Source organism: Shinella zoogloeoides, from assembly GCF_020883495.1.
Taxonomy (GTDB): domain Bacteria; phylum Pseudomonadota; class Alphaproteobacteria; order Rhizobiales; family Rhizobiaceae; genus Shinella; species Shinella zoogloeoides.
This window is the reverse complement of sequence record NZ_CP086610.1, coordinates 81,271-107,631: the sequence shown is the minus strand read 5'-3', so window position 1 is coordinate 107,631 and position 26,361 is coordinate 81,271. Positions and strand designations below refer to the sequence as shown.

The 26,361-nt window shown below is 56.8% G+C and carries 20 protein-coding genes and 4 pseudogenes; 13 read left to right on the top strand and 11 right to left on the bottom strand.

The window, feature by feature from the left end:
* Positions 1-3 precede the first annotated feature (3 nt).
* From asnB to K8M09_RS00470, 10 genes and pseudogenes are all read left to right on the top strand, one after another.
* Positions 4-1,935, top strand: a complete 1,932-nt coding sequence (asnB, locus tag K8M09_RS00515; RefSeq protein ID WP_160787939.1) for an asparagine synthase (glutamine-hydrolyzing) — start codon at positions 4-6, stop codon at positions 1,933-1,935.
* On the top strand, positions 1,932-4,529 hold the full coding sequence (locus tag K8M09_RS00510; protein WP_160787940.1) for a glycosyltransferase: 2,598 nt from the start codon (positions 1,932-1,934) through the stop codon (positions 4,527-4,529). The genes asnB and K8M09_RS00510 overlap by 4 nt, the downstream gene beginning before the upstream one ends.
* Positions 4,526-6,802 (top strand): D-glucuronyl C5-epimerase family protein, encoded by a 2,277-nt coding sequence (locus tag K8M09_RS00505; RefSeq protein ID WP_160787941.1) that lies wholly within the window; start codon positions 4,526-4,528, stop codon positions 6,800-6,802. The genes K8M09_RS00510 and K8M09_RS00505 overlap by 4 nt, the downstream gene beginning before the upstream one ends.
* Positions 6,799-7,584, top strand: coding sequence for an ABC transporter permease (locus K8M09_RS00500; protein ID WP_160787942.1), 786 nt, complete (start codon positions 6,799-6,801; stop codon positions 7,582-7,584). The genes K8M09_RS00505 and K8M09_RS00500 overlap by 4 nt, the downstream gene beginning before the upstream one ends.
* Positions 7,577-9,361, top strand: coding sequence for an ABC transporter ATP-binding protein (locus tag K8M09_RS00495; RefSeq protein ID WP_160787943.1), 1,785 nt, complete (start codon positions 7,577-7,579; stop codon positions 9,359-9,361). The genes K8M09_RS00500 and K8M09_RS00495 overlap by 8 nt, the downstream gene beginning before the upstream one ends.
* A gap of 10 nt (positions 9,362-9,371) precedes the next feature.
* The gene (locus K8M09_RS00490) at positions 9,372-11,012 is read left to right on the top strand and encodes a class I SAM-dependent methyltransferase (RefSeq protein WP_160787944.1); all 1,641 of its coding nucleotides are present in this window, start codon (positions 9,372-9,374) and stop codon (positions 11,010-11,012) included.
* Positions 11,009-12,058 (top strand): non-hydrolyzing UDP-N-acetylglucosamine 2-epimerase, encoded by a 1,050-nt coding sequence (gene wecB / locus K8M09_RS00485; protein ID WP_160787945.1) that lies wholly within the window; start codon positions 11,009-11,011, stop codon positions 12,056-12,058. The genes K8M09_RS00490 and wecB overlap by 4 nt, the downstream gene beginning before the upstream one ends.
* Positions 12,055-13,362, top strand: a complete 1,308-nt coding sequence (locus K8M09_RS00480; protein WP_160787946.1) for a glycosyltransferase — start codon at positions 12,055-12,057, stop codon at positions 13,360-13,362. Before wecB ends, K8M09_RS00480 begins: the two co-directional genes overlap by 4 nt.
* Positions 13,359-14,576 (top strand): glycosyltransferase family 4 protein, encoded by a 1,218-nt coding sequence (locus K8M09_RS00475; protein WP_160787947.1) that lies wholly within the window; start codon positions 13,359-13,361, stop codon positions 14,574-14,576. The genes K8M09_RS00480 and K8M09_RS00475 overlap by 4 nt, the downstream gene beginning before the upstream one ends.
* A gap of 87 nt (positions 14,577-14,663) precedes the next feature.
* Positions 14,664-14,948 (top strand): annotated as a pseudogene (locus tag K8M09_RS00470) (transposase); the annotation flags it as partial.
* Positions 14,949-15,032: 84 nt separating this feature from the next.
* On the opposite strand, the gene tnpC (K8M09_RS00465) reads toward K8M09_RS00470, so the two are convergent.
* The 11 genes and pseudogenes from tnpC (K8M09_RS00465) to K8M09_RS00415 form a co-directional block, all read right to left on the bottom strand.
* Positions 15,033-16,625: an IS66 family transposase gene (gene tnpC, locus K8M09_RS00465; RefSeq protein WP_160787948.1), complete on the bottom strand. Its 1,593-nt coding sequence runs from the start codon at positions 16,623-16,625 to the stop codon at positions 15,033-15,035.
* A 54-nt stretch (positions 16,626-16,679) separates the two neighbouring features.
* Positions 16,680-17,033, bottom strand: a complete 354-nt coding sequence (gene tnpB, locus K8M09_RS00460) for an IS66 family insertion sequence element accessory protein TnpB (RefSeq protein ID WP_037160879.1) — start codon at positions 17,031-17,033, stop codon at positions 16,680-16,682.
* Positions 17,014-17,472, bottom strand: coding sequence for an IS66-like element accessory protein TnpA (tnpA, locus tag K8M09_RS00455; protein WP_113460323.1), 459 nt, complete (start codon positions 17,470-17,472; stop codon positions 17,014-17,016). The genes tnpB (K8M09_RS00460) and tnpA (K8M09_RS00455) overlap by 20 nt, the downstream gene beginning before the upstream one ends.
* 280 nt (positions 17,473-17,752) lie before the next feature.
* Positions 17,753-17,857 (bottom strand): annotated as a pseudogene (locus K8M09_RS23760) (transposase domain-containing protein); the annotation flags it as partial.
* Between the two features lie 60 nt (positions 17,858-17,917).
* A complete protein-coding gene (locus K8M09_RS00450; RefSeq protein WP_064334525.1) occupies positions 17,918-18,481 on the bottom strand; it encodes a YecA/YgfB family protein in 564 nt (187 codons plus the stop codon).
* Positions 18,478-20,052 carry an IS66 family transposase gene (gene tnpC / locus K8M09_RS00445; protein WP_160788236.1) on the bottom strand — a complete coding sequence of 525 codons (1,575 nt, stop codon included), beginning with the start codon at positions 20,050-20,052 and terminating at the stop codon, positions 18,478-18,480. Before tnpC (K8M09_RS00445) ends, K8M09_RS00450 begins: the two co-directional genes overlap by 4 nt.
* A gap of 48 nt (positions 20,053-20,100) precedes the next feature.
* A complete protein-coding gene (gene tnpB, locus K8M09_RS00440; protein ID WP_160788235.1) occupies positions 20,101-20,457 on the bottom strand; it encodes an IS66 family insertion sequence element accessory protein TnpB in 357 nt (118 codons plus the stop codon).
* A complete protein-coding gene (tnpA, locus tag K8M09_RS00435) occupies positions 20,454-20,924 on the bottom strand; it encodes an IS66-like element accessory protein TnpA (RefSeq protein WP_160788234.1) in 471 nt (156 codons plus the stop codon). Before tnpA (K8M09_RS00435) ends, tnpB (K8M09_RS00440) begins: the two co-directional genes overlap by 4 nt.
* A gap of 83 nt (positions 20,925-21,007) precedes the next feature.
* Positions 21,008-21,349: pseudogene (locus tag K8M09_RS00430) on the bottom strand (IS66 family transposase); the annotation flags it as partial.
* Between the two features lie 48 nt (positions 21,350-21,397).
* Positions 21,398-22,485 (bottom strand): IS3 family transposase gene (locus K8M09_RS00425; protein WP_160788196.1). Its coding sequence is split into 2 segments (ribosomal slippage): positions 21,398-22,224 and positions 22,224-22,485, totalling 1,089 coding nucleotides; the frame shifts between segments, so codons are not numbered across the junction.
* 351 nt (positions 22,486-22,836) lie between these two features.
* A pseudogene (locus K8M09_RS00415) lies at positions 22,837-22,980 on the bottom strand (ATP-binding protein); the annotation flags it as partial.
* Between K8M09_RS00415 and K8M09_RS00410 the strand changes: the two are divergent.
* From K8M09_RS00410 to K8M09_RS00400, 3 genes are all read left to right on the top strand, one after another.
* Positions 22,913-23,125 carry a hypothetical protein gene (locus K8M09_RS00410; RefSeq protein WP_160788197.1) on the top strand — a complete coding sequence of 71 codons (213 nt, stop codon included), beginning with the start codon at positions 22,913-22,915 and terminating at the stop codon, positions 23,123-23,125. The pseudogene K8M09_RS00415 and the gene K8M09_RS00410 sit on opposite strands and share 68 nt — an antisense overlap.
* Positions 23,126-23,330: 205 nt before the next feature.
* Entirely contained in the window at positions 23,331-24,182 is an 852-nt protein-coding gene (locus tag K8M09_RS00405; protein WP_160788198.1) for a hypothetical protein, read from the top strand.
* A 487-nt stretch (positions 24,183-24,669) separates the two neighbouring features.
* Positions 24,670-26,238 (top strand): hypothetical protein, encoded by a 1,569-nt coding sequence (locus K8M09_RS00400; RefSeq protein ID WP_160788199.1) that lies wholly within the window; start codon positions 24,670-24,672, stop codon positions 26,236-26,238.
* Positions 26,239-26,361 lie beyond the last annotated feature (123 nt).

The window sequence follows — 26,361 nt, the reverse complement described above, 5'->3', positions numbered from 1 at the left end:
GCCATGTGTGGAATTGCTGGCCTGATCCACCTTGATGGCGGACCCGTCGCGGATATGAGCCGTCGACTCAGGGTCATGAACCAACTCATTGCCCATCGCGGGCCAGATGGGGCGGGCACATGGCAAACGCCAGAGCAGCATGTCGGATTTGCCCATCGCCGGTTGAGCATCATCGATTTGTCCTCGGCGGGCGCGCAGCCGATGGAGGCGCAATCTGGCGATTGCATCATCCACAATGGCGAGGTCTACAACTTCGTCGAATTACGCGAACAATTAGCGCAAGGCTGGACGTTTCGTAGCAAGACGGACACGGAAGCTGTTCTTGCCGCCTATGATCGCTGGGGTGAGGATTGCCTTGAGCATCTTATCGGCATGTTCGCCTTCGCGATATGGGATCAGCGAAGGCAGCGCCTCTTCTGCGCGCGCGATCGTTTTGGCATCAAGCCCTTCTATTACACCACGGTTGACGGCATTTTCTATTTCGCGTCCGAGGCAAAGGCGCTCTTGCCGTCCCTCCCGGAGATCGCGACCGATGAGTCCGCGCTCGCCGAATATCTCACCTTCCAGTACTGCATCGGCGAGAACACGCTGTTTCGGGGCATCAAGGAACTGTCGCCCGGCCATATGCTGGTCGTTGAAGATGGCAAGGTCAAGGTTCGACGCTATTGGGATGTCCGCTATGAAGTGGATGAAGACCACAGCCCGGCCTGGTTTGAGAAGCGGTTGCGCGGTATTCTTGACGATTCCATGCGTATGCATTTGCGCAGCGATGTGCCTGTCGGCGCCTATGTTTCGGGCGGCATCGATTCAAGCCTGATGGGGGTGCTCGCCGCACGTCATGATGGCGCCAACCGTCTGGCTTTCAACGGGCGGTTCACCGAATATCCCGGTTATGATGAGAGTGGCTATGCGCGCCTGGCGGCGGATGCTATGGGCGGCGAGTTGCATGTTGCTGATATCGGGCATGAAGATTTTCGTCGCCATATAGGCGATGTCATCTATCATCTTGATTTCCCAATTGCGGGGCCAGGCTCCTTCCCCCAATTCATGGTCTCGAAACTTGCCTCCGAGCATGTTCGCGTCGTTCTTGGCGGACAGGGCGGCGACGAGATTTTTGGTGGCTATGCCCGTTATCTCCTAGCCTATTTCGAGCAAAGTATCAAAGCGGCGATTGACGGGAACTACAAGAACGGCAATTTTATCGTTACGATTGAATCGATCGTTCCCAATCTCGGATTGTTGCGAGAATACAAGCCCTTGATGCGTGAATTCTGGCGCGACGGCTTGTTTGGGCCAATGGACGAGCGCTATTTCCGCCTCGCCAATCGCGCCAATGATATGCAAGAAGAAATTGCTTGGGACGAACTCAATATGGCATCCGTGTTTGGCACGTTCCAGGGGATATTCAACAACGAAGCCAATGTGCGCAAGCAGTCTTATTTCGATGCCATGACGCATTTTGATTTCAAATGCCTGTTGCCGGCCCTGCTTACAGTCGAGGATCGTATGAGCATGGCGCATGGCCTTGAGAGCCGCGTGCCATTTCTTGACCATTCGTTGGTGGAATTTGCCGCAACGCTGCCGGCAAATATCAAATTCCCCGGTGGTCGTCTGAAACAACTCGTCAAGAATGTCTATGCCGATATATTACCAAAACCAATCCTTGAGCGGCGCGATAAGATGGGTTTTCCTGTGCCCCTCAAGGAATGGTTTGCCGGGCCATTGAACGGCATGATTGCAGAAACCTTCTGCGTCATGAAGGAGCGCCACCGTGCCTACATCAATGCTGACGCGGTTTTGGCTAATTTCGACCGCGAGGCCTCCTTTTCGCGCAAGACATGGGGCCTTCTGAGCCTTGAATTGTGGCAGCAGACTTTCCATGATCGTGCGGGCGATTACAGAAAAATGCTTGCGCAAGAATGTGTTGATGCATGACCCCCCCGCGCGTTCTTGTTCTGTCGCATATGTATCCGCGCGACTCTTACCCAATAGGCGGGATTTTTGTTCATGAGCAGGTCAAGGCACTCAGGCAGCAGGGGAACGTGGTTGCGGTCCTGTCTGGTGAGCCGTTCTGGATATCTACGCGCAAGCCACGTCGCATTATAAAGGGACTTCGTGCTTGGCAGGAACAGCCTCTGCGCTGGTGCCAACATGACGGGGTGCCGGTTATGTACTTTCCTTATTGCGTGGGCGGTGTTTTCCGCAATTTTGTTCATGCCATATCTTACTTGCAAGCAGCGCTGCGTGTAATCGATACGGCTCGGGCCAGATTTCCTTTCGATATCATCCACGCCCATACCTCTTTTCTAGATGGATATACGGCAGTTCAACTGGGGAAGCGATATGGCTGCCCGGTTGTGCTGACGGAACACATGGGTCCGTTTTCGGTTCTCACACGCAATGTCGCCATGCGGTATTTTACGGGCGTAGCGGTGCGAAAGGCAGATCGGGTGCTGGCGGTGAGCCAGGCCCTGCGCAACGACATGATCGCGGAATTGGGCGCTGTGGCTGAGCGTGCGGAAGTGCTCGGCAATGGCGTCGATCCCACCATTTATTTTCCTGCTCACCCAACAGCACCTGAGATCCCGCAGTGTCTTGACGAACCGAAGGGCCAGGCAGACGAAGAACTGATAGACTTTTCTGGTTCGACGCAAAGGCCCACACCAGAGCGGATGCGGCAAACCAGAAGCGCGCGCGCACGCATGTTGTGGGTGGGTCATGTGAGTGCGGTCAAGGGCGTTGATCGCCTTATCAGGGCGCTTGCGCGAGCGAATGTGCAAGGCGCGGAGGTGGACCTGACGCTGATGGGCGGCGGGGAACTGGATGGCGTGCGGGAACTCGCCGATACAATTGGCATGGGCCCGCATGTCACTTTCCTGCCAGCCGGAGAACGGCCGGACGTTGCAGCGGCGATGTGGGCGCATGATTTTCTCGTCGTTTCAAGCCATAAAGAGACGTTCAGCCTTGTGGCACTTGAAGCGCTCGCCTGTGGGCGCCCTGTTCTGACAACTGCCTGCGGTGGACCAGAAGACTTTGTCATCGACGGAGAAAACGGTTTAATCGTTCCAAATAGCGAGGAGGGATTAAGCGAAGGCGTTGTGCGTATGGCAAAAACCCACAACGACTTCGATATTGGAACATTGGCGGGAAAAATCGCGAAAACGCAAAGCTGGGAAGCGGTTACCGGAAAACTTGAAGCGATATACAAATATCTGGCCGATAGCGTGTCGTCCAAGACCAAAGATACTCAAAAAGCCAACAGAGCAAGCGGGCCAACACCGAGTGCCTCCATGCCAAAACGTGTTTTAATGATATCCACCGATCATTTGATGATCGACCGGCGCATTCTTCAGGAGGCTATGAGCCTGCGTGATGCGGGGCATCAGGTGGAAATACTGGCCGGGTTTGAATGCCCGAAACCGGCAGATTATGACCTGGATGGCATCCACATCTCCCGCTTCGTGTTTGACTGGAACGATACGCGCGCGCAGAGGCTGCTCTCTTTCGTCAAGTACCGCAACAACCGTTCCTGGCCTTATTTATGGCGTGCGACACGCAAGGCCCTCGCACTTGTTACGGGATTAACAAGTTTTGAGCATTTTGTGCTGCGTCAGATTGTGACACGGCGATTTGATGTGCTGCATGTTCATGATTTCCCACTGCTGCGGGTTGGCATTGAGGTGAAAAAGCGGCTTGGCTCTACGCTCGTCTATGACGCGCATGAACTCTATCACGGACAAGAGATCCTGCCCGGCTGGGTCCAGCGGCGCTATAAACGGCAGGAAAAACGCCTCATTCACGCAGTGGATGCGGCGATCACCGTCAATCCCTATATTGCAGGCATCATGGCGCGTGATTATAATTGCAAAATTCCGTCCGTTCTTTTGAATGCCGCCCCGCTCGCAGAAGAAAACAACCGCGCGTCAAGCGGTTTGCGCGCGCGATTGAAACTGCCTGAGGCGGCGCGCATCGTGCTTTATCAGGGCTGGATGTCGCCCGAGCGCGGCATTGATGTGCTGGTGCGGGCGGCAGCGCATTTCCCAGAAGGCGTTCATCTTGTGCTCGTTGGTTATGGCGATTGCGAGCCGCAATTAAAGGCGATCAGCCGCGAGCAGGGCACGGATGACGGGCGCGTGATTTTTATGGGTCGCATGGAGCCGGATGAGCTGGCAGAACTCACATGGGAAGCCGATCTGGGCGTCATTCCTTATCGTCCGGTCGATCTCAATCACCTCTATTGCAGCCCCAACAAGCTGTTTGAATTTGCCGTGGCCGGTGTGCCGTTCCTTGCCAATGATCTGCCATTTCTGCGTGATATTGCCGATGAATATGGATTTGGCCTTGTCGCTGATATGAATGTCCCCGAGGCTTTGGCGGAAGCGGTTTGTTCAATCTTTGAAGAGCCAGACCGCCTTGCCACCCTCAAATCCGCCGCGCGCAAGGCAGGTTTGCGTCTCAACTGGGATGTGGAGGGGCAGAAGCTTCTGGAAATTTATGCGCGCTTGCCCGAAGGGATTCACAATATATGACCGCCTGGTTTCGTCTTGCCCTTGCTGCATTTCTTGCTGCATGGACATTCTGTTTTTCCACGCTGGCATTTGCAGATGCAAAGCTGCGCGGCTTGCAGATGTTTTATGGCGATGTTACGCATGCTTTTGGAACGGAAACCACACCGGAAGTCACGCCATGCGTCGCACCACGTATCGGTTGGCAATCGGAAGGAAAATCATGTCTCGATCATCCGACAAAGGTTGCCTCGGACGGATTGCTCTTGATATTGCGCGGAAATCGGGCGGCGGCAGCGGAACACGGGCAATGGCTGCTTGACCATGCCGAGTGGCGACACCGCGGGCTGTTCTTCCCCTTTCAATGGGACCTTGTAACCTTCTGGCCTTATGAGATGAAAGCGCCCTGGGTTTCGGGTCTTACGCAAGGGCTGGCAGTGGGGCTGTTCAGCTATCTTTACGAGGCGACGGGTGAGGCGCGTTGGGCTGATGCGGCGCGGACCACCTATCGCAGCTATCTCGTAGACAAGGATCAGGGCGGTTTTGCCGGGCGCGATACGGATGGCGTCACCTTCGAGGAATATCCAACTGAGCCCGCGACCCATGTGCTTAATGGCTCGGCGGTGGCGGCGATTGCCCTGCATGATTATGCACGCATTTTTGCCGATGATGACGCGCTCAAACTCTTTGATGAGGCCACGCGCTGGTATGAAAACAATATTGAGCGCTATACGCTGGCCAGTTCTACCCACAGGACGATTATTTCGCGTTATTCACTCGCTCCGAAACGCGCAGAAGTCCTGTTTCGCATTGTTGGCGCGGCAAAGGCCAAAATCCACACACTTGAATTGCGTTCAGATGACGAGGTGATTGCCAGGCTCGATATTGGCAGTGACGGTGATGATACCATGTCGAGCCCGACCCATATATGGAATGATCCGGCCTATCAGAACTGGGGCGAAAAGGACTCCGAGGGAGATGAAACCTTCCGGCGCTATATTCCAGATCAGGGTGAATACAACCACGCCCCCTTTACTTTCACCATTCCTGAAGGCGTCGAACACCTCTCTTTGTATATCGAAGCCGCTATCGAGGATAACCGGTCGCTTGATGTCCAGTTCTATACAGGAGCTGAATATATGGCGATAGGACAGATCAATGGAGCGGCGCCAACATTCACCTTTCCTCTCGGCGAATCGATCCGTGCAGCAAGTGTTATGGAAGGCGCGAAACCGGCAGTGAACCCCCAATATTGGGATGATAATTTTCAACTCGCAAAGATCCTCGGCACGCTTTCCAGCTCCAAGCCTCTTACACGTGTCGCCAATAGCTGGCGGCAATCGGCGCAATTGGTGCCGTTCGCAGCTCTTCCGGATCACAAGTTTGAGTGGATTGACGAGGCGACGCCTGTGCTTGATCTCGTGCCTAACTCGCAAGAATCCAGGCATGTCGAATATCCGAGTGTTATCACAACGCCGGATGGGAAGCGGATTTTATATTCTGCCATCGGGGAAGATGGTCGTTGGCGGATTTATCTCGCCACCTCTCAAATGGGCGAGAACTGGACGCGGCAGGGCCAGATTTTTGACGATGGCACATTACCCTTTACTGGCAATTATGCCTTCCCGAATGTCATCGCCTTTGAGGAAAATGGCGCGCGGCGTTACACCATGGTTTTTGCGGCAGCTTCGAAAGCCAGTGTGACATATGATACGCTTTATCTGTCCCATTCGTCTGATGGCGCGCAATGGAGCGCGCCGCAAGCCGTGCTGCGCGATCTCCTTGTCCTCGACCCGTTGCTCATGCGCCACCCGGATGGTGGATTTGAAGTGTTCTATGTGGTCAATGAAGGCAGTGTTCAGGCCATTATGTCCGCGCGTTCACCTGATGGCACGCAATGGACAGCGGCCAACAGCGTCTGGGCGTCTCGCGGGGCGGCAAAGGCCGGAATCTATACAATCGGTGGCGTTGTTCATAAGGATGTGCAATTGTTCCTTCTGGAAGAAATGATCGCCGATGAACGGCATGTGTGGAACGCTTATTGCCGCGATTTTACTGGCGCATTCATCAAATTACCCGGCAATCCGCTGCATATTGACGCGAGTGGCAATGACTCGCCGATGCTGTATGGAATGGCCTTTGAAAACAATACAGAGCTTGGTTACGTCTACTATAATGAAATCTCCGCACTCGGGGCGGAAACCGGCGGCGTTATCCGCAAATCCCGCGTGGAGCCAGATGAATTAGGTACGCTTGATCTTCAGACTTGCGCAAAATCAGGCGGAGAGTGGCCGTGACTTTACCTTTTACCCTCATCTGGCAGCATCGAAAAACGCTGATCGCGACGTTTCTCTACGATCTGCGCCAGCGTCACGCGGCAAGTTTCTTTGGCCTTGCCTGGACAGTGCTGTTCCCAATATTATTTCTGGGGCTCTATAGCCTCGTATTCAACCTGATCCTGCAAATCCGTCTGCCGGGGAAGAGTTCGTTTGAATATACGCTCATCATATTTTCCGGGCTCATTCCCTTTCTGGGGTTTAGCGAAGCGCTGTCTTCAGGCGTGAGCAGTCTCGTGGATAACCGCTCGCTCATGAAAGGGACAATCTTCCCGGTCGAACTCATTGCCATGAAATCGGTGCTGGTATCCTCGGTCACCATGCTGGTCGGGCTTGCCTTGCTGATGGGCATTCTCATTGCCCGGGGCGAAGCGCTCTGGACGCAACTTGCTCTGCCCCTCGCGTTTCTTGTGCAATTCCTTTTCTCTGTCGGAATCGTCTGGATATTATCAATCTTCAATGTTTTTTTCCGCGACATCTCCAATCTGGTCTCGCCACTTATTCTTTTTTTGATGCTTGTCTCGCCCATTGGCTATACAAATGACATGATCCCGCCGGAAATGATGCCGATTATGGTTATAAATCCGCTTTACTACATGATTTCGATTTACCGCGATCTCATTCACTTCGGCGTAATTCCCTGGCGCCATCTTCTCGCGTTCGGTGGCGTTTCATTGGCGCTGTTCCTCTTGGGCTTCACGCTCATCCAGCGCCTAAAAGCAATGGCAACCGACCATGTCTGACCCCATCATTTCGCTGCAAGATGTCAGCAAGCATTATCGGCTATTCAGCTCCAAGGGCTGGCGTGTGCTGAATGCTCTGGGGGTAGCAGTCCCACGGGAATCTGCCCGGGATTTTTGGGCACTTCGTGATGTCAATTTGACCATGAAGCGCGGGGAGCGTGTTGGCCTTATTGGCCGCAATGGCGCGGGCAAGAGCACATTGCTCAAACTTATTGCCGGTTTGATACGCCCAAGCGGCGGTTCGCTGCGGGTTGCCGGGCGTGTGACGGCCCTTATGGAGCTTGGCACCGGCTTTCATCCCGACCTGACCGGCATGCAGAATGTGCGTGCTTCGCTTGCCTATCTCGGATTGACCGGCAGGGCGAGTGAAACGAAAACCGGGGAGATTATCGAGTTTGCAGAGCTTGGCGATTTCATTCACCAGCCCTTTCGGACCTATTCGGCCGGCATGCAGGCGCGTCTGACTTTTACCGTTGCAACAAGCGTTAGGCCCGACATTTTGATTGTTGACGAAATATTGGGCGCTGGCGATGCCTATTTCTCGATCAAGGCAGCGGGACGAATGCAGGAAATGACAAGCGCCGGTGCGACATTGATTCTTGTCTCGCATGATCTGGCTTCGGTTCAGATGATGTGCGACCGCGCCGCCTGGATTGACCGGGGCCGTCTTGTTGCCGAAGGCGATACGCTGACCTTGTGCAAATCCTATATGGGGGCAGTTCGCCGACAGGAAGATATGCGCCTGAAAGCTTCAGGCTCCGGCATAAATCCTGACGCGGCCGAAAAAGGGCCTGACAAGACCATTCTGACTGGCCGCTTTGTAACCGGCGCCCCATCTGCGCCCAAAAAACGTCACTCTATCCGCTCGCTTCGTCTTTCCTTTTCCGGGCAGGAGCAAGCTTGTTTGCGGCTTGGGGATGCGCGTGACAATGATTCAGCGGAAGCTATCTATTTGCTGGATGCGCCAGGCTTTACCAACTGGTCTCCCCCCAGAATAGGCAATGACAAAGTGGTATGGCGCGATTTTTCTGATGAAAAGGGACGCTATCTGCATGCACCTTTTGCTATCAACCTGCCGACAAGCCATGCGATATCCGGGCCTGTTTATCTTGATATTGAACATGCCGTAGCCGATGGCGAGGAGGTGCGGGTCGAGATATTATCGGGTGAGACCTATAGCACAGTGGCAACACTTTCACCCGACTATGACAGCGCATGGAACATGGAGCGCATCTCGCTGCCGCGCGAGCTGTTAGGTTTACCCGAAAGCCCTGCCGAAGACGCCGCGTCCGCCCGGAATGATGATCATATTGTGGATGGCGATTCTTATGGTGAGGGCGGCGTTAAAATCCAAACCGTAAGTTTCTTTTCTCTCGAAGATGAACAGAAAGAAGAACGCCGCGCATTTCTTTGCGGGGAGGATGCGACAATTGAAATCAATTGGGAAGCAGACATCGAAATTGAATCCTGCCGGATTGTCGTAGCAATTTACCGGATGGATGGACGTTGTGCAGCGCAGATCGTCAGTTCACCGTCCTCCCGTTCCGCCGGACGTCATCGTGATCAAGTGACCTTATCGCCAGTGCGCCTCGGAGCGATGGAGTATATTGTTTCTGTCGGCATCTTCAAAAATCTGCAGGATGAGCATCGCCATGGTGCAGAGCCCCTGCATGTGCTTGACCGACGTTTCCGCTTGAAAGTCATGACCCAGCCGGGTGCGTCATTGGAAGTCGGTGAATTCTTCCACGATGCTGTATGGCAACGATTTATCACATAGGGATACAAGAATGGAAGAACCGGATTCTGGCTTTTACTATAAACAGGAAGTGCTCTGGGGCGGCGATATCGATGCCTCTGCCAAAGGGGTGCGCGATAGCGTTCTTTCGCTGGTTCCTGAAGGGGCTCGCAGTATTTTGGATGCCGGTTGCGGTAATGGTGCAATTACCAATTTTCTCCCGGAGGATCGCCGTATTGTTGGCTGCGACATCTCGCCCGCCGCCCTCTCACATGTACGCCATCCTACCCAGGTTGCCGATCTTCAGGCACTTCCTTTCGCAGATGGGGAATTCGATCTGGTAATAGCTACGGATGTCCTAGAGCATATTCCGGATAGCTCCTACGCAAAAACGCTGGATGAGCTTGACCGCGTTTCCGCACGCTGGTTGCTTATTGCTGTGCCATATGATGAGCTACTCGACGTAGCGACAGTTGATTGCGCTTCTTGTAACAACCTGTTCCATGTGCATTGGCATCAGCGTAACTATTCTGCTGCAAGTCTATCGCAACTATGGCATGAGCGGGCAGGCGTGGCGGCGCATGTTTTTTGCGGGGCGCGCTGGCAGATTAGTTCACCGCTGCTCGTTAAACTACGACATCTCATCAACGGCCGTTACTATCCGTTTGAACATGCGCTATGCCCGAATTGTGGAACTGCATATCACCCGCCTGCTCTGTCGCAGGAATCAATAGCTATAGGGCGCCGATTGGACGCACTGCACTATGCGCTTGCTGCCAAGGGCAAGGTTCCCTGGCCTCGCCACTCCGAAATTGTCATGCTCTTTGACAAGACGATTCATGCTTCAACACTTTCATTACCTGACGAAGAAACGACTGGATCACCCGCCCCCCTTCCAGAACAAGTTATACTCAAAGATATTCCGCGCATCCCTGATCCTACCAGTTACGGCAAGAATTTCCGGGTAATTTCAGAATCGCCAGAGGCCGCAACGCTTCTTTTTCCTCGTCTTCCTGCACGTCTTCGCCCCGTACCCGGCGAGATACCCCTGGTTATGTTCGATCCTATAATGCAGAAAACTGTGCCACTTGAGCGTGAGGTGGATGGATGGCTCAAGATTCCGCCGGTCTCCGCATCACCGTTTGGATATGTGATGCATGTTGGCGCCGCAATCGAGCGACTCGACTCGATCATGCTGGATGGCGAAATCAATCCCCTCACACCCGAATATATGTCTGCTTTCTCGCTAGGTTCCATATCCGAGCGTAGGGAGCAGGAACTTTTGGGTATCACAGAGGTACTTGAGGCAAAGCGTAAAGAGGGAGAAGAGCGGGTTGAGGCGCTCCTTGATCAGAACAAAGAGTTGGAGGCAGGACGCGCCGCGGCCGAAGAGAGAATCGAAGCGCTCCTTGTTCAGAACAATAAGTTGGAGGCGGGACGCGGAGCGGCCGAAGACAGAATCGAGGCGCTCCTTGTTCAGAACAATGAGTTGGAGGCGGAACGCGCCGCGGCTGAAAAGAGAATCGAAGCGCTCCTTGTTCAGAACAAAGAGTTGGAGGCAGGACGCGCCGCGGCCGAACAGAGAATAGAAAAACTGCTGGACCTTTCTGAAGAACTTGAAGCCAAACGCACAGCAGGTGAGCAGAGAATTCGCCATCTACTTGCGAGCGAGGCAGAGAACAGCACGACATGACCAAAAAAATCCTCTCCATCGTCGGCGCCCGGCCTCAATTTATCAAGGCTGCTGCGGTCTCGCGTGAAATTGTCAAAACGCCGGGGCTTGAGGAAATCATGCTGCACACGGGCCAGCATTTCGATGACAATATGTCAGATGTCTTCTTTCGCGAACTCGGCATTCCGCGCCCGCATCACTATCTCGATATCCATGGTGGCTCTCACGGCGAGATGACCGGGCGGATGCTGGCGGAGGTCGAGGCTGTCATGTTGGCGGAAAAGCCCGACATCGTGCTTATCTATGGCGACACGAATTCAACATTGGCGGGCGCGCTCGCTGCCGCCAAGCTGCATATTCCCATCGCCCATGTCGAGGCGGGCTTGCGCTCGTTCAATCGCGCCATGCCCGAAGAGATTAACCGGGTTCTTGCTGATCATGTCAGTCAATGGCTGTTTTGTCCCACGCAGACGGCGATACGCAATCTTGAGCGCGAGGGGATTAAAGAGGGCGTCTTTCATGTCGGAGACGTGATGTATGATGCAGCCCTGGATGCAACCCATCGGGCGCGCCAGGAATCCAGCATTCTGGGACGTCTCTCGCTTGCGCCGGGCGATTATGCGGTGGCAACGCTCCATCGTGCCGAAAATACCGATACGCGAGAGGCGCTGGTGCGTGCCATCGATTATCTCCGCGAGGCCGCGGGCGAGCGGCAAGTGGTGCTGCCGCTGCATCCACGCACGCGCAGTGCGGCGGCATGGTTTGGTGTTTCGCTTGACGGGCTGACCATCATCGATCCCGTCGGTTATCTTGATATGGCAGCGATCTTGGAAAACTGCACAAAGGTTTTCACCGATTCAGGTGGCTTGCAGAAAGAGGCCTATTTCCACCGCAAGCCATGCGTCACCCTGCGTGGGGAAACCGAATGGGTCGAAACCATAGCGGCGGGCTGGAACCGCCTGTGGACGGAGCAGGGGGAAGACCACGAGCGCCAGGATATCGCCGACTATGGCGCGGGCCATGCCGCGCACGAAATCTGCACCATTCTGGCTGGTGAGCCTTTATGAGCCATGCCGATATCGTGATGTTCACCCTTGATCGTCAGATCGACCGGCGCATCATGCTTGCGGCGGGGACAATGCGGGACGCGGGGCTTTCGGTGCGCCTTTTCGCGCCGGCCGAGGGCGCGCTGGAAGGCGAACCGGACTGGATCACGCGGATCGGCGCGCGGCCGACGGCTGGCGTTCAGCCCGCCTCTGTCCGGCTTTCCGGCGCGCAGTATGACGGCCCCTCTTTTCTTGCGGCGGGCCTTGGTGTTTATCGGTTCCTTCGCGATCGCCTGCCTTTTTTGCGCGGCTTTATGCGCCTTGCAGTTCGCACGCTCGCGGGTGGGCCGGAGCGGCCCTATCCGTTGCTGTTCCGGGGCGCGATAGAAAAAGCACCCGCGCGGCTCTATATCGCCCATGATCTGCCCATGCTGCCTGTCGCGCTCGCGGCGCGCGAGCGCCATGGTGGAAAGGTCATATTCGACAGTCACGAGCTTTTTCCCGAGCAGGAATTTTCCGCTCACGAACAAAAAGCGTGGCGGCGGGTGGAAGCGCGCCATATCGGCAAGGCCGATGCTGTCATTACCGTCAATGCTTCGATCGGCCGGGAACTGGCAAGACGCCATGGCATTGCCGACCCAGTCATCGTTCACAATGCCGAGCGCCGCGATGGAGCGCCGGTACGCGAAGAAAGAAACCGTCTACGCGCAGCACTTTCTCTTCCCGCCGATGTGCCGGTTCTGCTTTATCAGGGCGGGCTTGCGCCGAGCCGCAATCTCGATATGCTCGTGATGGCCCTTGCCCGATTGCGTCGCCAGACGACGGCGCTCGTTTTTCTTGGTGATGGCGCGGCAAAGCCAGTCCTGGAGGCGACAACGCGCCGTCTCAATCTGTGCTCCCGCGTGTTTTTTCATCCCGCCGTGCCGCAGGCGTCACTCCTTTCTCTGACGCAAGGGGCCGATTTCGGAATTATTCCCTACCAAACCAATTGTCTCAACAATGAACTTTGCACACCCAACAAGCTGTTCGAATTTATCATGGCGGGGGTGCCGGTCATCGCAACAGATCTTCGAGAAATTCGCGGCATCGTCACGGGCTATGGGATGGGCGTTGTCGGCGATACCTCCACCCCCGAGGCTTTTGCAAGGCTGATTGACGGCGCGCTCGACAGCGCGGCGGCGCGGAAAGGCGAATGGGCGGCCGGATTGCAACGCGCATCGCGCGAGCTTTGCTGGGAGCGCGAGGGCGAAAAATATCTGGCCGTGGTGCGGGCCCTGCTCGCGCCGAAAACGCATGGTCCAGCTTTTGATGAATCGATGCCATGAAAATTATTATTCTCGCGCAATATTTCGAGCTTGCCGATCAGCCGGGCATCACGCTTCTTAGCGCCATGGCGCAGTCCCTTGCCGGGGACGGCCATGACGTGCATGTGATTTCGGGACGCCATGTGCGCATCGGCAGAAAACCGGCAGGTAGTGACCAGAAGGTGCCTGCCGGCTATACAATCCACCGGGTGTGGTCCGGCAATGATGTAGCGCGCAGTCTTTTCAGTCGCGCGCTAAGTTTCCTCGCGTTTTCGCTTTCCTCGACATTGGCTCTCCTGCGCCTTGGCCGATGCGACGTGATCTATGGGTCCAGCCCGCCGATCTTCCCCATGTTCCCGGCTTTGTTATGGGCGCGGATCAGAGGCATTCGTTTCGTTCTTGAAGTGTGCGATCTGTGGCCGGAATCGGCGGTCGCTTTAGGGCTTTTGCGCAACCAGTTTCTGATTGCGGTGACGGCGGCGGTGGAACGCTTTCTCTATCGTTATAGCGACGGTATTGTTGTGCTGACACAGGGTATCGCCAGACGGCTCGGCGAACGGCGCGAATTGCGCGCCCCCGTCCTTGTCGCGCGCTGCGCGGTTTCGCTCGCGGATTTTCAGGAAGCGGCAGCACACCGACAAGATATCCGGCGACAATATGGCTGGGACGGCAAATGTGTGGTGATCTTTGCCGGCACGCTCGGCCATGCGCAGGATATCGAGACTCTACTGTTTGCGGCGGAGAAACTGGAGCAACATGAAACGGTGCATTTCGTCATCATCGGAGACGGCGCCTGCCACGCATTGGTGGCCGCGCAGGCGGCGACACGGAAAAATATCGAGCTTCTCGCTCCCAAACCCAAGACAGAGACCCTCAAGATGCTGGCGGCTGCCGATATAGGTTTGTGCACCTTGAAGGATGTTGCCCTTTTTAATAGCGCGTTGCCGACGAAACTGATCGATTATATCGCCGCTGGGCTTGGCATCGTCGCGCCCGATTTCGAGGAAATCACTCCCCTCATGAACGGCTCGAAAACACAGGCGCTTTACCGACCGGGCGACGGGCGCTCACTCGCTGATGCCGTCTCGACGCTGGCCGAGGAATGGCCCGACGAATCTGGCGCCAGTCGTTCCAATGACTTCCCGGAAGAGTTTACGCTTGAACACAGAAATGGAGCGATAGCGCGGTTTGTTGGCGAACTGCATGACGCGTCCAGCAAGTACGACATGGAGTGATTGACGCCAGTTCCAGAGTATATAGAGCCAGTCTGTTAAACCTATCACTAATGCCCCCTAATCGCAATCAGTTGGTCCGTCGAGCAGGACGAGCAGACCTGTGCTGCCTGGCTGGAGAACCCATACTTTCAGGCCTTCTGTGGGGAGTGCCATTTCCAGCATCGATTGCCATTTGATCGTTCGTCGATGACCCGCTGGCGCAGACGGATCGGAACAGATGATCTGGAACTCCGGCTGGCTGAAACTGTCGCAGTTGCGATCAAGACCAAGGCCGTCAGCCAACGCCAGCTTGAACGCATCACCGTTGATACCACCGTGCAAACCAAGGCCGTCGCATATCCAACGGACAGCCATCTGATCCTACGGGCCATCGAATGGTTGAACCGTAAGCGCTCAATTCCCTGCACGTTGACGCGTGTCGTTTGACCGTCGTGGCTGTCAAGCGTTCGTCTGGGATCAGGCAGTAGCGGTCTTGGCGAAGTTGAACGGCAGCAGGTCGGAGATGTCGGCATCCGATGCGCGCTGCGGCAATTCGCTGAGGATGTGACGCAAGTAAGCCAATGGTTCGATACCGCAGGCGCGGCAGGTCAGCATGATGCTGTAGACGACGGCACTGGCCTTGGCTCCGTCCGCAGTATCGCTGAACAGCCAGGATTTTCTTCCAGTGGCAAAAATCCTGATATCACGTTCCAGCAGATTGTTGTCGATCGGCATCCTGCCGTCTTGGGTGTAGCGCGTCAGGTATTCCCACTGGTTCAGGGTGTAGGATACGGCGTCGCCGAGCTTGCTGTCGGGCAGGACCTTTGGCGCGATGTCATCGAGCCATGCCTTGAGAGCGTTCAGGATGGGGACGCTGTGCTGCTGGCGGAAACGGCGAATGCAGTCCGCTTGCGTTTCTCCAGCTTCCGCCTTTTCTCCTCTGGCTTGGCTTTCGATCCGGTAGAGCTGCTCGAAGAACTTCAGCGCCTGCTCCGGTGGTCCGCCGCCTTTCTTCCTTGTCTTCAGGGCATCGACGAAGCGACGCCTGGAATGGGCCATGCATCCCACATGCGTTGCCCCTTCCAACGTTCGCCAAGCGGTGTAGCCATCGGTCATCAATATGCCGCGGTAGTCACCGAGGAAGGCCTGCGGATAAATCTGGCCGCGGCCGGGTTGGTAGTCGAGAAGCACGATCGGCTCATTGCTGTCCTCGCCGCTCCGATACGCCCACATATAAGATGTGCTGGTGGCCTCCCTGTCCTTTTCCTTCAGAACCTGGACCGTCGTTTCGTCGCCGTGGACGAGCGGTTGGGCCCGAAGCCGGAGCTTCAGCGCATCGTAGATGCGGGAGAGATGCCTCTCGCTCGATCCGATCACCCAATGCCCGAGAGCGCCGCGGCTGATGGGAACGCCGGCGCGCTCGAAGGCCTGGGACAGGCGGTAAAGCGGCGTGCCGTCGACATATTTGTGGACGAGCGCGAAGGCCAGCGTCGAGGCCGTGGCGATGCTGCCCGGCAAGGGCTGCGCTGGCATCGGTGCGAGGACAACAGGCGTGTTGATGCCGGTCCGGTCGCAATGACGGCAGGCATATTTGAACCGAACATTCTGCAGGACCTTGGCCTTTACCTCGATATGGAGCTGCTCCGAGACGGCCTCACCCATGCGATGCATCTGGTGATGGCAGCACGGACAGGCCTTCTCATCGTCGGTCAGGTCATATTCGACGCGCTCGCGCGGCAGATGTGCTGGCAGGGGTTTGCGGCCACGCTTCTTGCCTTGCAGTTTCTCGGTTGACGCCAAACCCGTGTCCGGCAGGTCGACGAGATCGCCGTCGGCGTCGCCAGTGTCCTCCTCATCGGCAACCTGCTCGGCTTCATCAAAGAGCCGATCGACGTGCTTTTCGCTCTTCGGTGCAAACCGATGGAGCCGCGCCAGTGCCAACTCTTCCTCGAGCTTGACCACGCGGGCGCTGAGCGCTTCCTTCTCGGCTTTCAGCGCGGCGATTTCGGCAGCATTCGCTGCCAATTGCGCCATCAGTTCCGCAATGCTGGGTTCGTCGGGTCGGTTCATCAGATTCTTGAATCTGAGCCGCGCCGACGCGTCAACAGAAGAAGTCGGCAGCCGTCACCCGGCGATCTGGTATTGCCGAACCGGATGACGGACCATCGCATCAATATCGATGCCGTCGAGAATCCAGTGCAATTGCTCAGTCGAAAGCGACACCACCGCCGTTTCCCGGCGCGGCCACCGGAACCTGTCCTCGGTCAATCGCTTCAGGACCATCACAAAGCCGGACCGATCGAAGAACAACAACTTCATCCGATCGCGTCGGCGATTGCAAAAGGCAAAGACCGCGGGCGCAAAAGGGTCGAGCTCCATCGTCTCCTGCACCAGGACAGCAAGGCTGTTGATGCCGGCGCGAAAGTCGATGGGCTCGCGATGCAGGTAGACCTTGAGATCAGCGCCTAGTCTGAACATGGCAAAGCGCTCCGATGATTGCCGTCAACGCATCCACATCCCCACATTCCAGCGAAAGCTTCACGCCGTTTGGCAGCAAAGCCCTGATCTTTGAAGAACCAGAGGGGCCTGCTGTCCGCCCCGGTGATGCCGGTTGGCTTTCACCTCGTGCGACCTCCACATCCAGCGAGCGGGTCTCATCAGGCCGGCCACAGTCGGCGGCTACGACCGGGATAAACGCCGATCGTGATGATACCGTTGGCAGCCCGGATTCCCTGGCATCTTTGACCCACTTGCGTAGAACGTTCGCGTTGACCCCATGGGCAAGCGCCAGGCCTGATATCGAAACCCCTGGCTCAAGGCAGGCCGCTACAAGCCGGGCCTTTGACGATGGATCATAGCGGCGTCGCCCATCACGCCCCACAAGCCGCACTCGCAGTTTCTGCTCTTCGTCACTCATATTTGGCGTCCACCTATTTTAAGTGGACACTTCATCCGCCAGAGGCGTCGGTGGTAAAAGGTGCGCCGAAATTAGCGCTTACGTTGAACCGGCTAAAGCGTGTCGCAGCTTTTGAGATTCGGGATTGAACGAAGCCGCTACCGCGGCATATGGGGCGGCTGATTTGCCAATTCCTCTGTATGCGCCGTCTACGCCCCATTGATTTTTCGGTTTCAGCTACTCGGTCGTGCGGCCTGAGGTGAGGGCGGGATGTGAGCTCACCGGATAGTATCTGACGAGCTCATTGTGAGGTTTTGATGCGGGCGGCGTATGCCCATGGCATCAAGGCATCGATGTCCTTGGCGAGGTGGCCGTTTGCGAGGCGGGTGAAGAGGTCGCAGAGATAGTGAGCGCAACGAAGAGCCCACGGCTTCCGTGATTGACTGAATAGGCTTCCGGCTGTCGGTCAGAACTTTTGCTTTGCCCGCTTCGGCATAAAATAGGCTCGGATCTTGACGAGCGCTTCGGCGACGGCAACGGCATCCTGACGGGTCGCGTTCCGTTTTGCCTCGCCGAGCTTGCGGATGGGCGCGACGATATCCCCAGTGACGGCATGACCTCCAAGGACGGGCTGCCAAAGCTTGGGCGCGTACCTTGTTCCCAATAGAAAGCAGAGGTCCCAAGCGAAGGGATCAAAGGTTTGATCATCGATCTTGGTGAACCTGGGCCGATGATCTTTCGGCGTTTCGGCGAGGCTTGCCGATATCCGGTTGTATTCCGCAACGATGGTCTGGACGGCTCGATGCTCGGTTGTTTCCATTGGCAGGTTCAGGGCATCCGGGCCAGTCAGCTCCGGGATCCACTGACGCGGGTCGATAAACCTCGGGCCGATGATGAGAGCCGTGAGATAGCCGTCGAGGCCGCTCATCGACCAGATCGGCGAGACTGGACGGCGTGCCCTGATAAACGCCTCGAACGCCTCGTCATCGAGCTTCGGTCGTGCCGTAGCCCCTTGGCTGTTCTGTGTCATGCCGCCCGTCGCTCCTGATCTGCAATGCTCTCGCGGTTGGCCTTCCAGGTCCATGGAAAGAGCGTATCCATCTGGTTCGCGGTCACCTTGCCGGAGATGATGCGCTCGAGCACGTCGGCAAGCCAAGCTTCGGGGTCTACACTATTGAGCTTTGCCGTGTTGACGAGCGATGCGAGGACCGCGAACGTCTTGCCACCGCGTTCGCTGCCCACGAACAACGAGTTCTTCCTCGTCAGAGCCACCGATTTCATCGAACGCTCGACCACATTGGAGTCCACTTCGATCCGGCCATCCTCCAGGAAGGCTGCCAGTCCGTTCCAGTGGTTGAGCGTGTAGGTGACGGCCTTGCCAAGCGCCGATTTCGACGACACCTCGTCGCTCAGTTCGGTGAGCTGGGCCTTCAGTTCGCTCATGATGGGCGCTGCCTCGCGACGCCGCACCGTGAGCCGGGTATCGGCATTTTCGCCGCGCAGTTTCGCTTCGATCCGATAGAGCTCGGCAATCCTGGCAAGGATCGACAGGGCCTCAGCAGACCCGGTCATCTTGACGATTTCGACGAACTTGCGTCGGGCATGGGCAAGGCAGAAGGCCAGCCGCATGGGAGCGACATTGCTCCTCCCCCGGCGCTTGGCCAAGGTTTTATAGGCTTGGTACCCATCGACCTGGAGCACGCCGGCAAACGACGACAATTGCCCCTCGACCTCGCGCGCGCTGCGGCTTTCGGCAAAAGTATAGGCCACCGCCGGCGGCGCCGGACCATTCCATGGCCGATCGTCGACCGCCTGCGCCCAAAGTTGGCAGACCTTGGTTCGCTTACGCCCCGGATCAAGCCGCGGGAGCGGCGTCTCATCACAGAACACCCTTGGCTGGGAGCGGATGAAGGCAAGCAGCGCGTCATAGAGAAGCTCAAGCCACCAGGCGACCCGCGTCACCCAGGCCCCGAGCGTGCCGCGATCGATGATCACGCCGCAGGAGGCAAGCATCTGCGCCTGGCGATGAAGCGGCAAATGCCAGGCGAACTTCGAAACGGCGACATGGGCGGCAAACGCCGTGGTCACCATGCCGCCGTCCATCACACGCGCCGGCGCTGGCGCTTGCACAATGGCACTCTCGCAGGCCCGGCATGCGTAGCGCGGCCGGATCGTCCGCTTCACCCGGACAACCGCCGGCACGATGTCGAGCGCCTCACTGACGTCCGTGCCGATGCAATGCAGCTCGAACGAGCAGCACGGGCAAATCTTGCTCTCCGGCTCGATGAGCTCTTCATACCGTGGGAGATGCCTGGGTAACCGGCCGATGTTGCGCGCCGGCGATCGCCGCTCCTGCTTTCGGCCGTCAGCCACGGGTGCAACATCGTCATTGGCCGCCGCGGGAATGTCGCTGAGATCGCCAAGCTCAAGCGTCGCCTGCTTCGGGTCGATCGCCGTCATCTTCTCCGATTTCGGCCCAAAGAGCTGCCGCTCCAGGAAGGCAACGCGCGCCTTGAGGTCGGCATTCTCTGCATCGAGCGAGAGAATGATTCGGCTCAATTGCGCGGCATCCTGAGGTAAAGGGTCGGGTCGAAGCGGCATGGCAGACCCTAGCACATGACCCTGAATCTTCAAGCAAATCCAATAGGATCAGCCTGCTTTCGTTGGCCGCTTTACGGTGTTTCGCCTGACCCGCGTCCAGTCGATACCGGCCAGCAAAAGGGAGAACTCCTGGCTACTCATCTGCATCGCGCCATCACGGATCGGTGGCCAAACGAACGTGCCAGCCTCCAGCCATTTCGTCGCCAGGATCATGCCTGATCCGTCCCAATAAATGCAGCGCAGGCGATCGAGACGCTTGGCGCGGAACACGAACACGTCACCACAGTAGGGATCAGCTGCAAGCGCTGACGCCACCAGCGCAACAAGCCCATTCATGCCGCGCCGGAAGTCGACCGGCTGCGTCGCCACCATGATCTTCACTCCACCAGGCGAAAGTCCAATCACCGGCGTGCTCGCAACGTTGCCACGATCGCCTGCGCCAATTCGGGCGCCACCGAGCCGATCACGGTCATACGCGCGCCAGCAATCTCGATCTCAATACGCCCCGCGGCGTCATGGGCGACATCCGACGGCGAGTTCTCGCAAGACGTTCTATCGCCAACCACCGTCACCGGCACGAACATGGCCTGCTGTGCGCCGGCTTGCGCGGATCGTCGAGAGGTCAGCCCGGCTTCGCGCCGCCAGACGTTCAGCAGACCGCGATTGACGCCCCAGCGCCGGGCGATCGCCGAGATGTTCACGTCAGGTTCTGCACTTTCGGCAAGGATCCGCGCCTTCTCCTCGTCGGTCCAATTCCGCCGCTGGCGTCGACCCGTGATCACCTCGATCCGACGATACTTTCCCTCATGCCTGGCTTCATGCATGCCTTCATCCATGGCTTCAAGCATGGCATCAGCGCGATCTTCGACCATCCCGTTCCGCTCCTATCGGTGAAGGAGCTGTTCTCGCGGCCGCGATCGCAAAAGGAAAGGTGGGGTGTTCGTCGCGCTCACCAGAGATAGGCGTATGGTTCGACGCCGTTCATTTTGCATGTGCCGATCAGGCTTGCGAACCGGGCCCAATTTCGACCCCCTTCATCATGGCCTGCAAAGAGCGCGTTGCGGCGGTTCATGGCCGGGCGGCGGATCGCGTTTTCCACCAGGTTGGAGTCGATATCGACATGGCCATCGTCCAGGAACAGCCGGAAGCCTTCCTGCCGTGTCAGCATGTAGGCGAGCGCCTTTCCGAGGTCGGACTTGCGTGAGACACGCTCTGCCTGGGCCGCGATCCAGGTGAAGAACTCATCCACCAGCGGCGCGGACAATGCCTGTCGAACTGCCCGGCGATGGTGAGCGTCCGGTGAGCTGGTAATCCTCCCCGTTTTAACGGGGTTCAGCGGTAGAACTCACGCGGCCATTTTCAGTTTCTGAGCGGGTGTGATGCCGCCAATGCCCATGTTGGGCCGTTCGTGGTTATACGTCCAAAGCCATTCCGTAGCGATCTCCTGCACCTCCGTTATGCTGTCAAAAATATACAGATCGAGCCATTCATGCCGAACAGTTCGGTTGTAGCGCTCGACATAGGCGTTCTGCTGAGGCTTGCCGGGCTGGATGTAGTTCAATGCGATCCCTTGCTTCTCTGCCCATTCGACCAGCTTCGAACTGACGTATTCGGGGCCGTTATCGACCCTGATTGCCAGTGGCTTGCCCCGCCATTCGATAATCTGGTTGAGGCTGCGCACGACTCGCTCTGCAGGCAGTGAGAAGTCAACCTCGATCCCCAGTCGCTCTCGATTGAAGTCGTCCAACACGTTCAGAAGCCTGAACTGGCGACCGTCCGCCAGGCGATCCGCCATGAAGTCCATCGACCAGACCACGTTCGGCGCATCGGGCACCGCCAGCTCCTCTGGCTTCTCGCGCTTCAGCCGCCGGCGGGGCTTGATCCTCAGGTTCAGCTCAAGCTCGCGGTAGATGCGGTAGACTCGTTTGTGGTTCCAGCGAAAGCCTTGGACATTGCGCATATGCAGGAAGCAGAGACCGAAGCCCCAGGTCTTCTTCACCTTCACAAGCCCAAGCAACAGATCGGCGATCTCATCGTTATCGGCATTGCGCTTTGGGCTATACCGAAAACAGGTCTCGCTGACGCCAAATGTCCTGCATGCCAGCGCGACACTCACGCCGCGTTGCGCCACTGCTTTCTCGGCCAGCTCTCGGCGCTGAGATGGCCGCCTCATTTTTTTCCGAGAGCCTCCTTCAGCAGATCCGCCTGCATGCTCAAATCGGCATACATCCGCTTCAATCGGCGGTTCTCGTCCTCAAGAGCCTTCATCTGGCTCATCATAGAGGCATCCATACCCCCATATTTTGCCCGCCATTTGTAAAAACTGGCACTGCTGATGCCGTGCTCCCGGCAAAGCTCAGGTACGGGGACACCGCCTTCCGCTTGGCGCAACACAGCCATGATCTGGGCTTCGGTAAATCGGCTCTTCTTCATCAAAATCTCCTCGAGCATCTTGCCGAGAAAATTCTACTTTTGAAGCCCCTTATTCGCGGGGAGGATTACCAATCCATATCGCCGAGCCGTCGCCGAGCCCTGCCGAAATCCCTGAAGACTTTCCTCAACGATCCGGACCTTCTCTTCGTCCGACCAATCCCGCCGGCGACCAAGATCATCGGCTGACAAGACCTCAATGGGCGAAATGATTGTAGCGCATGACATAAGGCAAGCACTTAAAGCCAATTAGACAGTCAGGACAGACGGCCTTCGGCGGAGGAATACCCATGGGATCGGCCTGCGCCAGTCCTTTCTTCGTAAGCGCTATTTTCCCCGCACGTTGACGCCCGCGATACGATCCAGCAGTGCGCCGGTCAGACGCTCGGACCCAAGCATCTCCGTCCATTCATCAAAGGGAAGGTTGCTCGTGATCAGGGTCGCGCCTCGCTCATATCGTTGCGAGATCAACTCGAACAGCAATTCCGCGCCGGTTTGCCGTCAGTTCGGTGTTGGTCAGAGTTTGAACTTCATCTTCCGCGCGATTTTGCCTGCCCGGCTGTTTGGCGCCGAGGGTTACGGCACCAAGACCGGCACCCTTGCCACCGTCCACCTGCTGGCGATGGCAGGTGCACAGGTGTGATTGAAACTTTTTGAAGCATTTGGAAACGAACCACAACATGGTCGTGATCGCGAAGCGCGAAGCCAGACGCATAGGATGACTGCGCGTCTGCGGTATCGAAGCGATACATACCTAGAATTTTAGACACGTTCATAACCGGCTTTTCAGGAGAGCGCACTAATCGGATGTTGCGGCACCAGCTATGTGCCCAGGAATGGAGGCTGTATTGCGCGTCAGAAACCGGATTCTACAACTAAACCGGGCCAATCGCCTTAAATTCGGTACCGTGCCGCTGCCTATGAAAGACGAATGGCGACTTCGGGGAATGCGTGCCGGCCTTCTCGATCGCATCGCCGCCCCCGATATCTTCGAGTTCGTCTGGGTAGGCTCTCAAATCTGCATAGACAACGATTTCATCGTCCATTACCCGACGGTGGAGGAATGGGAATGGGAAGAGGCGATGACCTGTCCCGTGCCGCATCCACACGTTTGGATCGAAACCGCAGCCGACGGCCCTGATGGCGCCGATGAGCGCATATACATCTGGGATGTTACGCGGGACGAGGGACGCGGTTTCACGGCTGCCCCGCTTGTGTTCGACCAGCAGAACAGTACCCTTTCCCACTTCGGGACTTATGTCGTTGTGGCGCAGAACGAGATCGACGATCTTGGCCGACGCGGCACGGTGAAGGTTTTCAATGCCCTGACGCAATATGCCGACGATTACGAGATCGACGAATTCTACGAACATGCGAACATGCTGGCCAGACTGTTCCGTATGCTGTGCCATCCCAAGGCTACCGTGGAAACGAAACCAGTTGACGAACGTACGAACCGGGAGCGCCGCCGCCGGGGCAGGGAGACAATCGCCCATCAGACAACGGTGCGGATTTCCGTGGAGGCGCTTCAGTACCGAGGAACGAATGCTATAGGCGGACATGCGTCTCCGAAGGAGCATCATCGACGGGCTCACAAGCGCCGATATGCCGATGGCCGGGAAACGACGGTGCGCGAATGCGTGGTCAATCGTGGACACGGCGGTGTTGCGCCCTTGCCGCAGCACTTCTCAGTTGATTAATGCGGCCATGGCGGCTCCGGATTTGCGGCCGACGAAATCTCATGGCAGCATTTTCCTATGAACGACTTGAAGACAATCCGCAAACGCGCGGCAAGGATGGTAGCCGCATCAAACGGACCGTTGGGTCGACTGCCAGTTGAGCGGACCATTCGGGCGAATATTGAATTCTTCGTAGAGCTTCGGGCCACTGGAGCGAGCTGGTCTCAGATCGCGGAACTCCTGCGTCAGGTTGGCGTGTGCACGAGGCGCGGTCTTCCTATCAGCGAAAGTGTCCTCAGAGCGACATACGCTAGGGCTTGCAGGGGCGCGCAGTCTGAACGTGATCTGGACCTGACACCATCTCGTCCGGTCCACGCCGCTGCGCATTTCGACATAGAGCACGTCGATGATATTTCGACAAACCCGAATTTGTTAACGGTGGATGCCGAGATCACCGCGCGAATGAACCGGGCACTTGCTCTTCGCCAGACCCGTAAAGGAGCATGACATGCCAGACGAATCTTGTGATGAGCAAGATCTTAAGGACTTCCGCAGTTTCGCAAATCCAGCTTGTCGGGCCTTGGGTCTGGATACTCAACCAACTGAGAACGCGTTGCTAGCAATCGCGGAACGCTACAGCCTGCGGCGATTTGATGAGCTTCATGTTGTACCCGTGTCCAAAGTTCTCGAACAGCTGGGCGATCTGGAAAAGGCCCCAATTGACAAGAGGTGGCCCCGACGATTCGACGGGCTTGAGGATTGGACCTTGGGAGCTATTGCCGGAGCATATCCCGTCGCGTCTATGACGTTGACGGAACTGCCTTTCGATGCCGCTGGTTCAGGCATAGTGCAGGTCCCCGGTGATGGACGTTTTGTTGCTTCCGGCGACGAAGACATTGAGGGGCAGGAGCTGAAGCGTGCAATCGACGAAAGCGCTTCTGGCTTTGTAGCGAGGCGCAGACAACAAGGTTTTTTCGAGATCCTATGCGTTTACTCCACCACTGAAGCTCTTGGCCTGATGATGGCGGCCATGGTGCGGGCTATTCGCTCACAAGCGTTGGCACCTGAGGAGGAACTACACCTCATTGAGCGGTTAGGCCGAAAAGTATTTGCCCTTTCCGCCTATGTTGATCGAGACTCAGTGAGCACATTCTTGCAAGCCTTTGGTCAATCGAGCCGAAAAACAGATTTGTTTCAGCAATTTCTGGCAACGCAGGTTGGCAAGATTGTCGAAGACGCAGAGAGGCTTGTGGAAACTCGGGGGGATGTCGCCCGGTTCTTTGCCGAGTCAATCGAAGATTTTTTTCGTACAGTTAAGCCTACCCATCAAAAAGCGGTATTGCTGCAGCTGGCGAACGTGAATGAGACAGGGTTCAGGGGAGCTGTAAAGCATCTGAAGGCGCTGCTCGAACAGCAGTTTGATAAAGTGGGAAACCCAAATGGTCTTGGCCGCCGCATAACGCGAGATTACTCACCACATGCAGGCTGGCTGCTGATTATCGAGGTCCTGGATAAAGTATGGCCGGCTCACAGAGGGGCGCTCAACAAGGGCGAACAGGAACCGGTGGCCAATCTCGTGATGGCAACGTTCAGATATGGCGAGGTTCTCTTTAACTCGGACCGCAAGAGAGCGGTCAATCCAGATGCCGCCAGAAGATCTAGCTCCAGCGGCATTGGCAACACTGGCGGCTCTGCGAGCCGTGACTACAATCCCGCGCACCTTAAGGAGATTGCCAGTTTACGCCATGCGATCCTCCAACTCGACCAGACCGTCTCGCGTCTTAACAGCAGGCTGGTTGAAGCCCGGAATTTGGATAGGGGAGGTGAGCAACTCAACAGAGAGCGGGTCGATGTTCTTGAGGCAACTGTCCTTGCGCTGCGGACATGGCGCCGTTCTTTGCACTGGCGACTTTATCGAGGCCAGTATGACAGGAGTAAACGGGAGGGGTACCTCAAGGTTCCAAAATTTCCTCAGCTGAAAGCGAGCCTCGCTGAAAGCGCTAGAGACGAGAGAATTGTTGCAAGCGCAACGGCTCTGATCGAAACGATCACGCGCCGTAAATCTGGCAAGCACTAAGCGTAACTCGATCGACGTCTAAAGTTCCGGGAGGATCGCGTTGGTTCTAGTCGAGCAAAAGGTTGCGAGAGTCGGTACGCCGGTTTAGCCGAGCGACTGCGGCATTCTTAATCCTGTGATCAA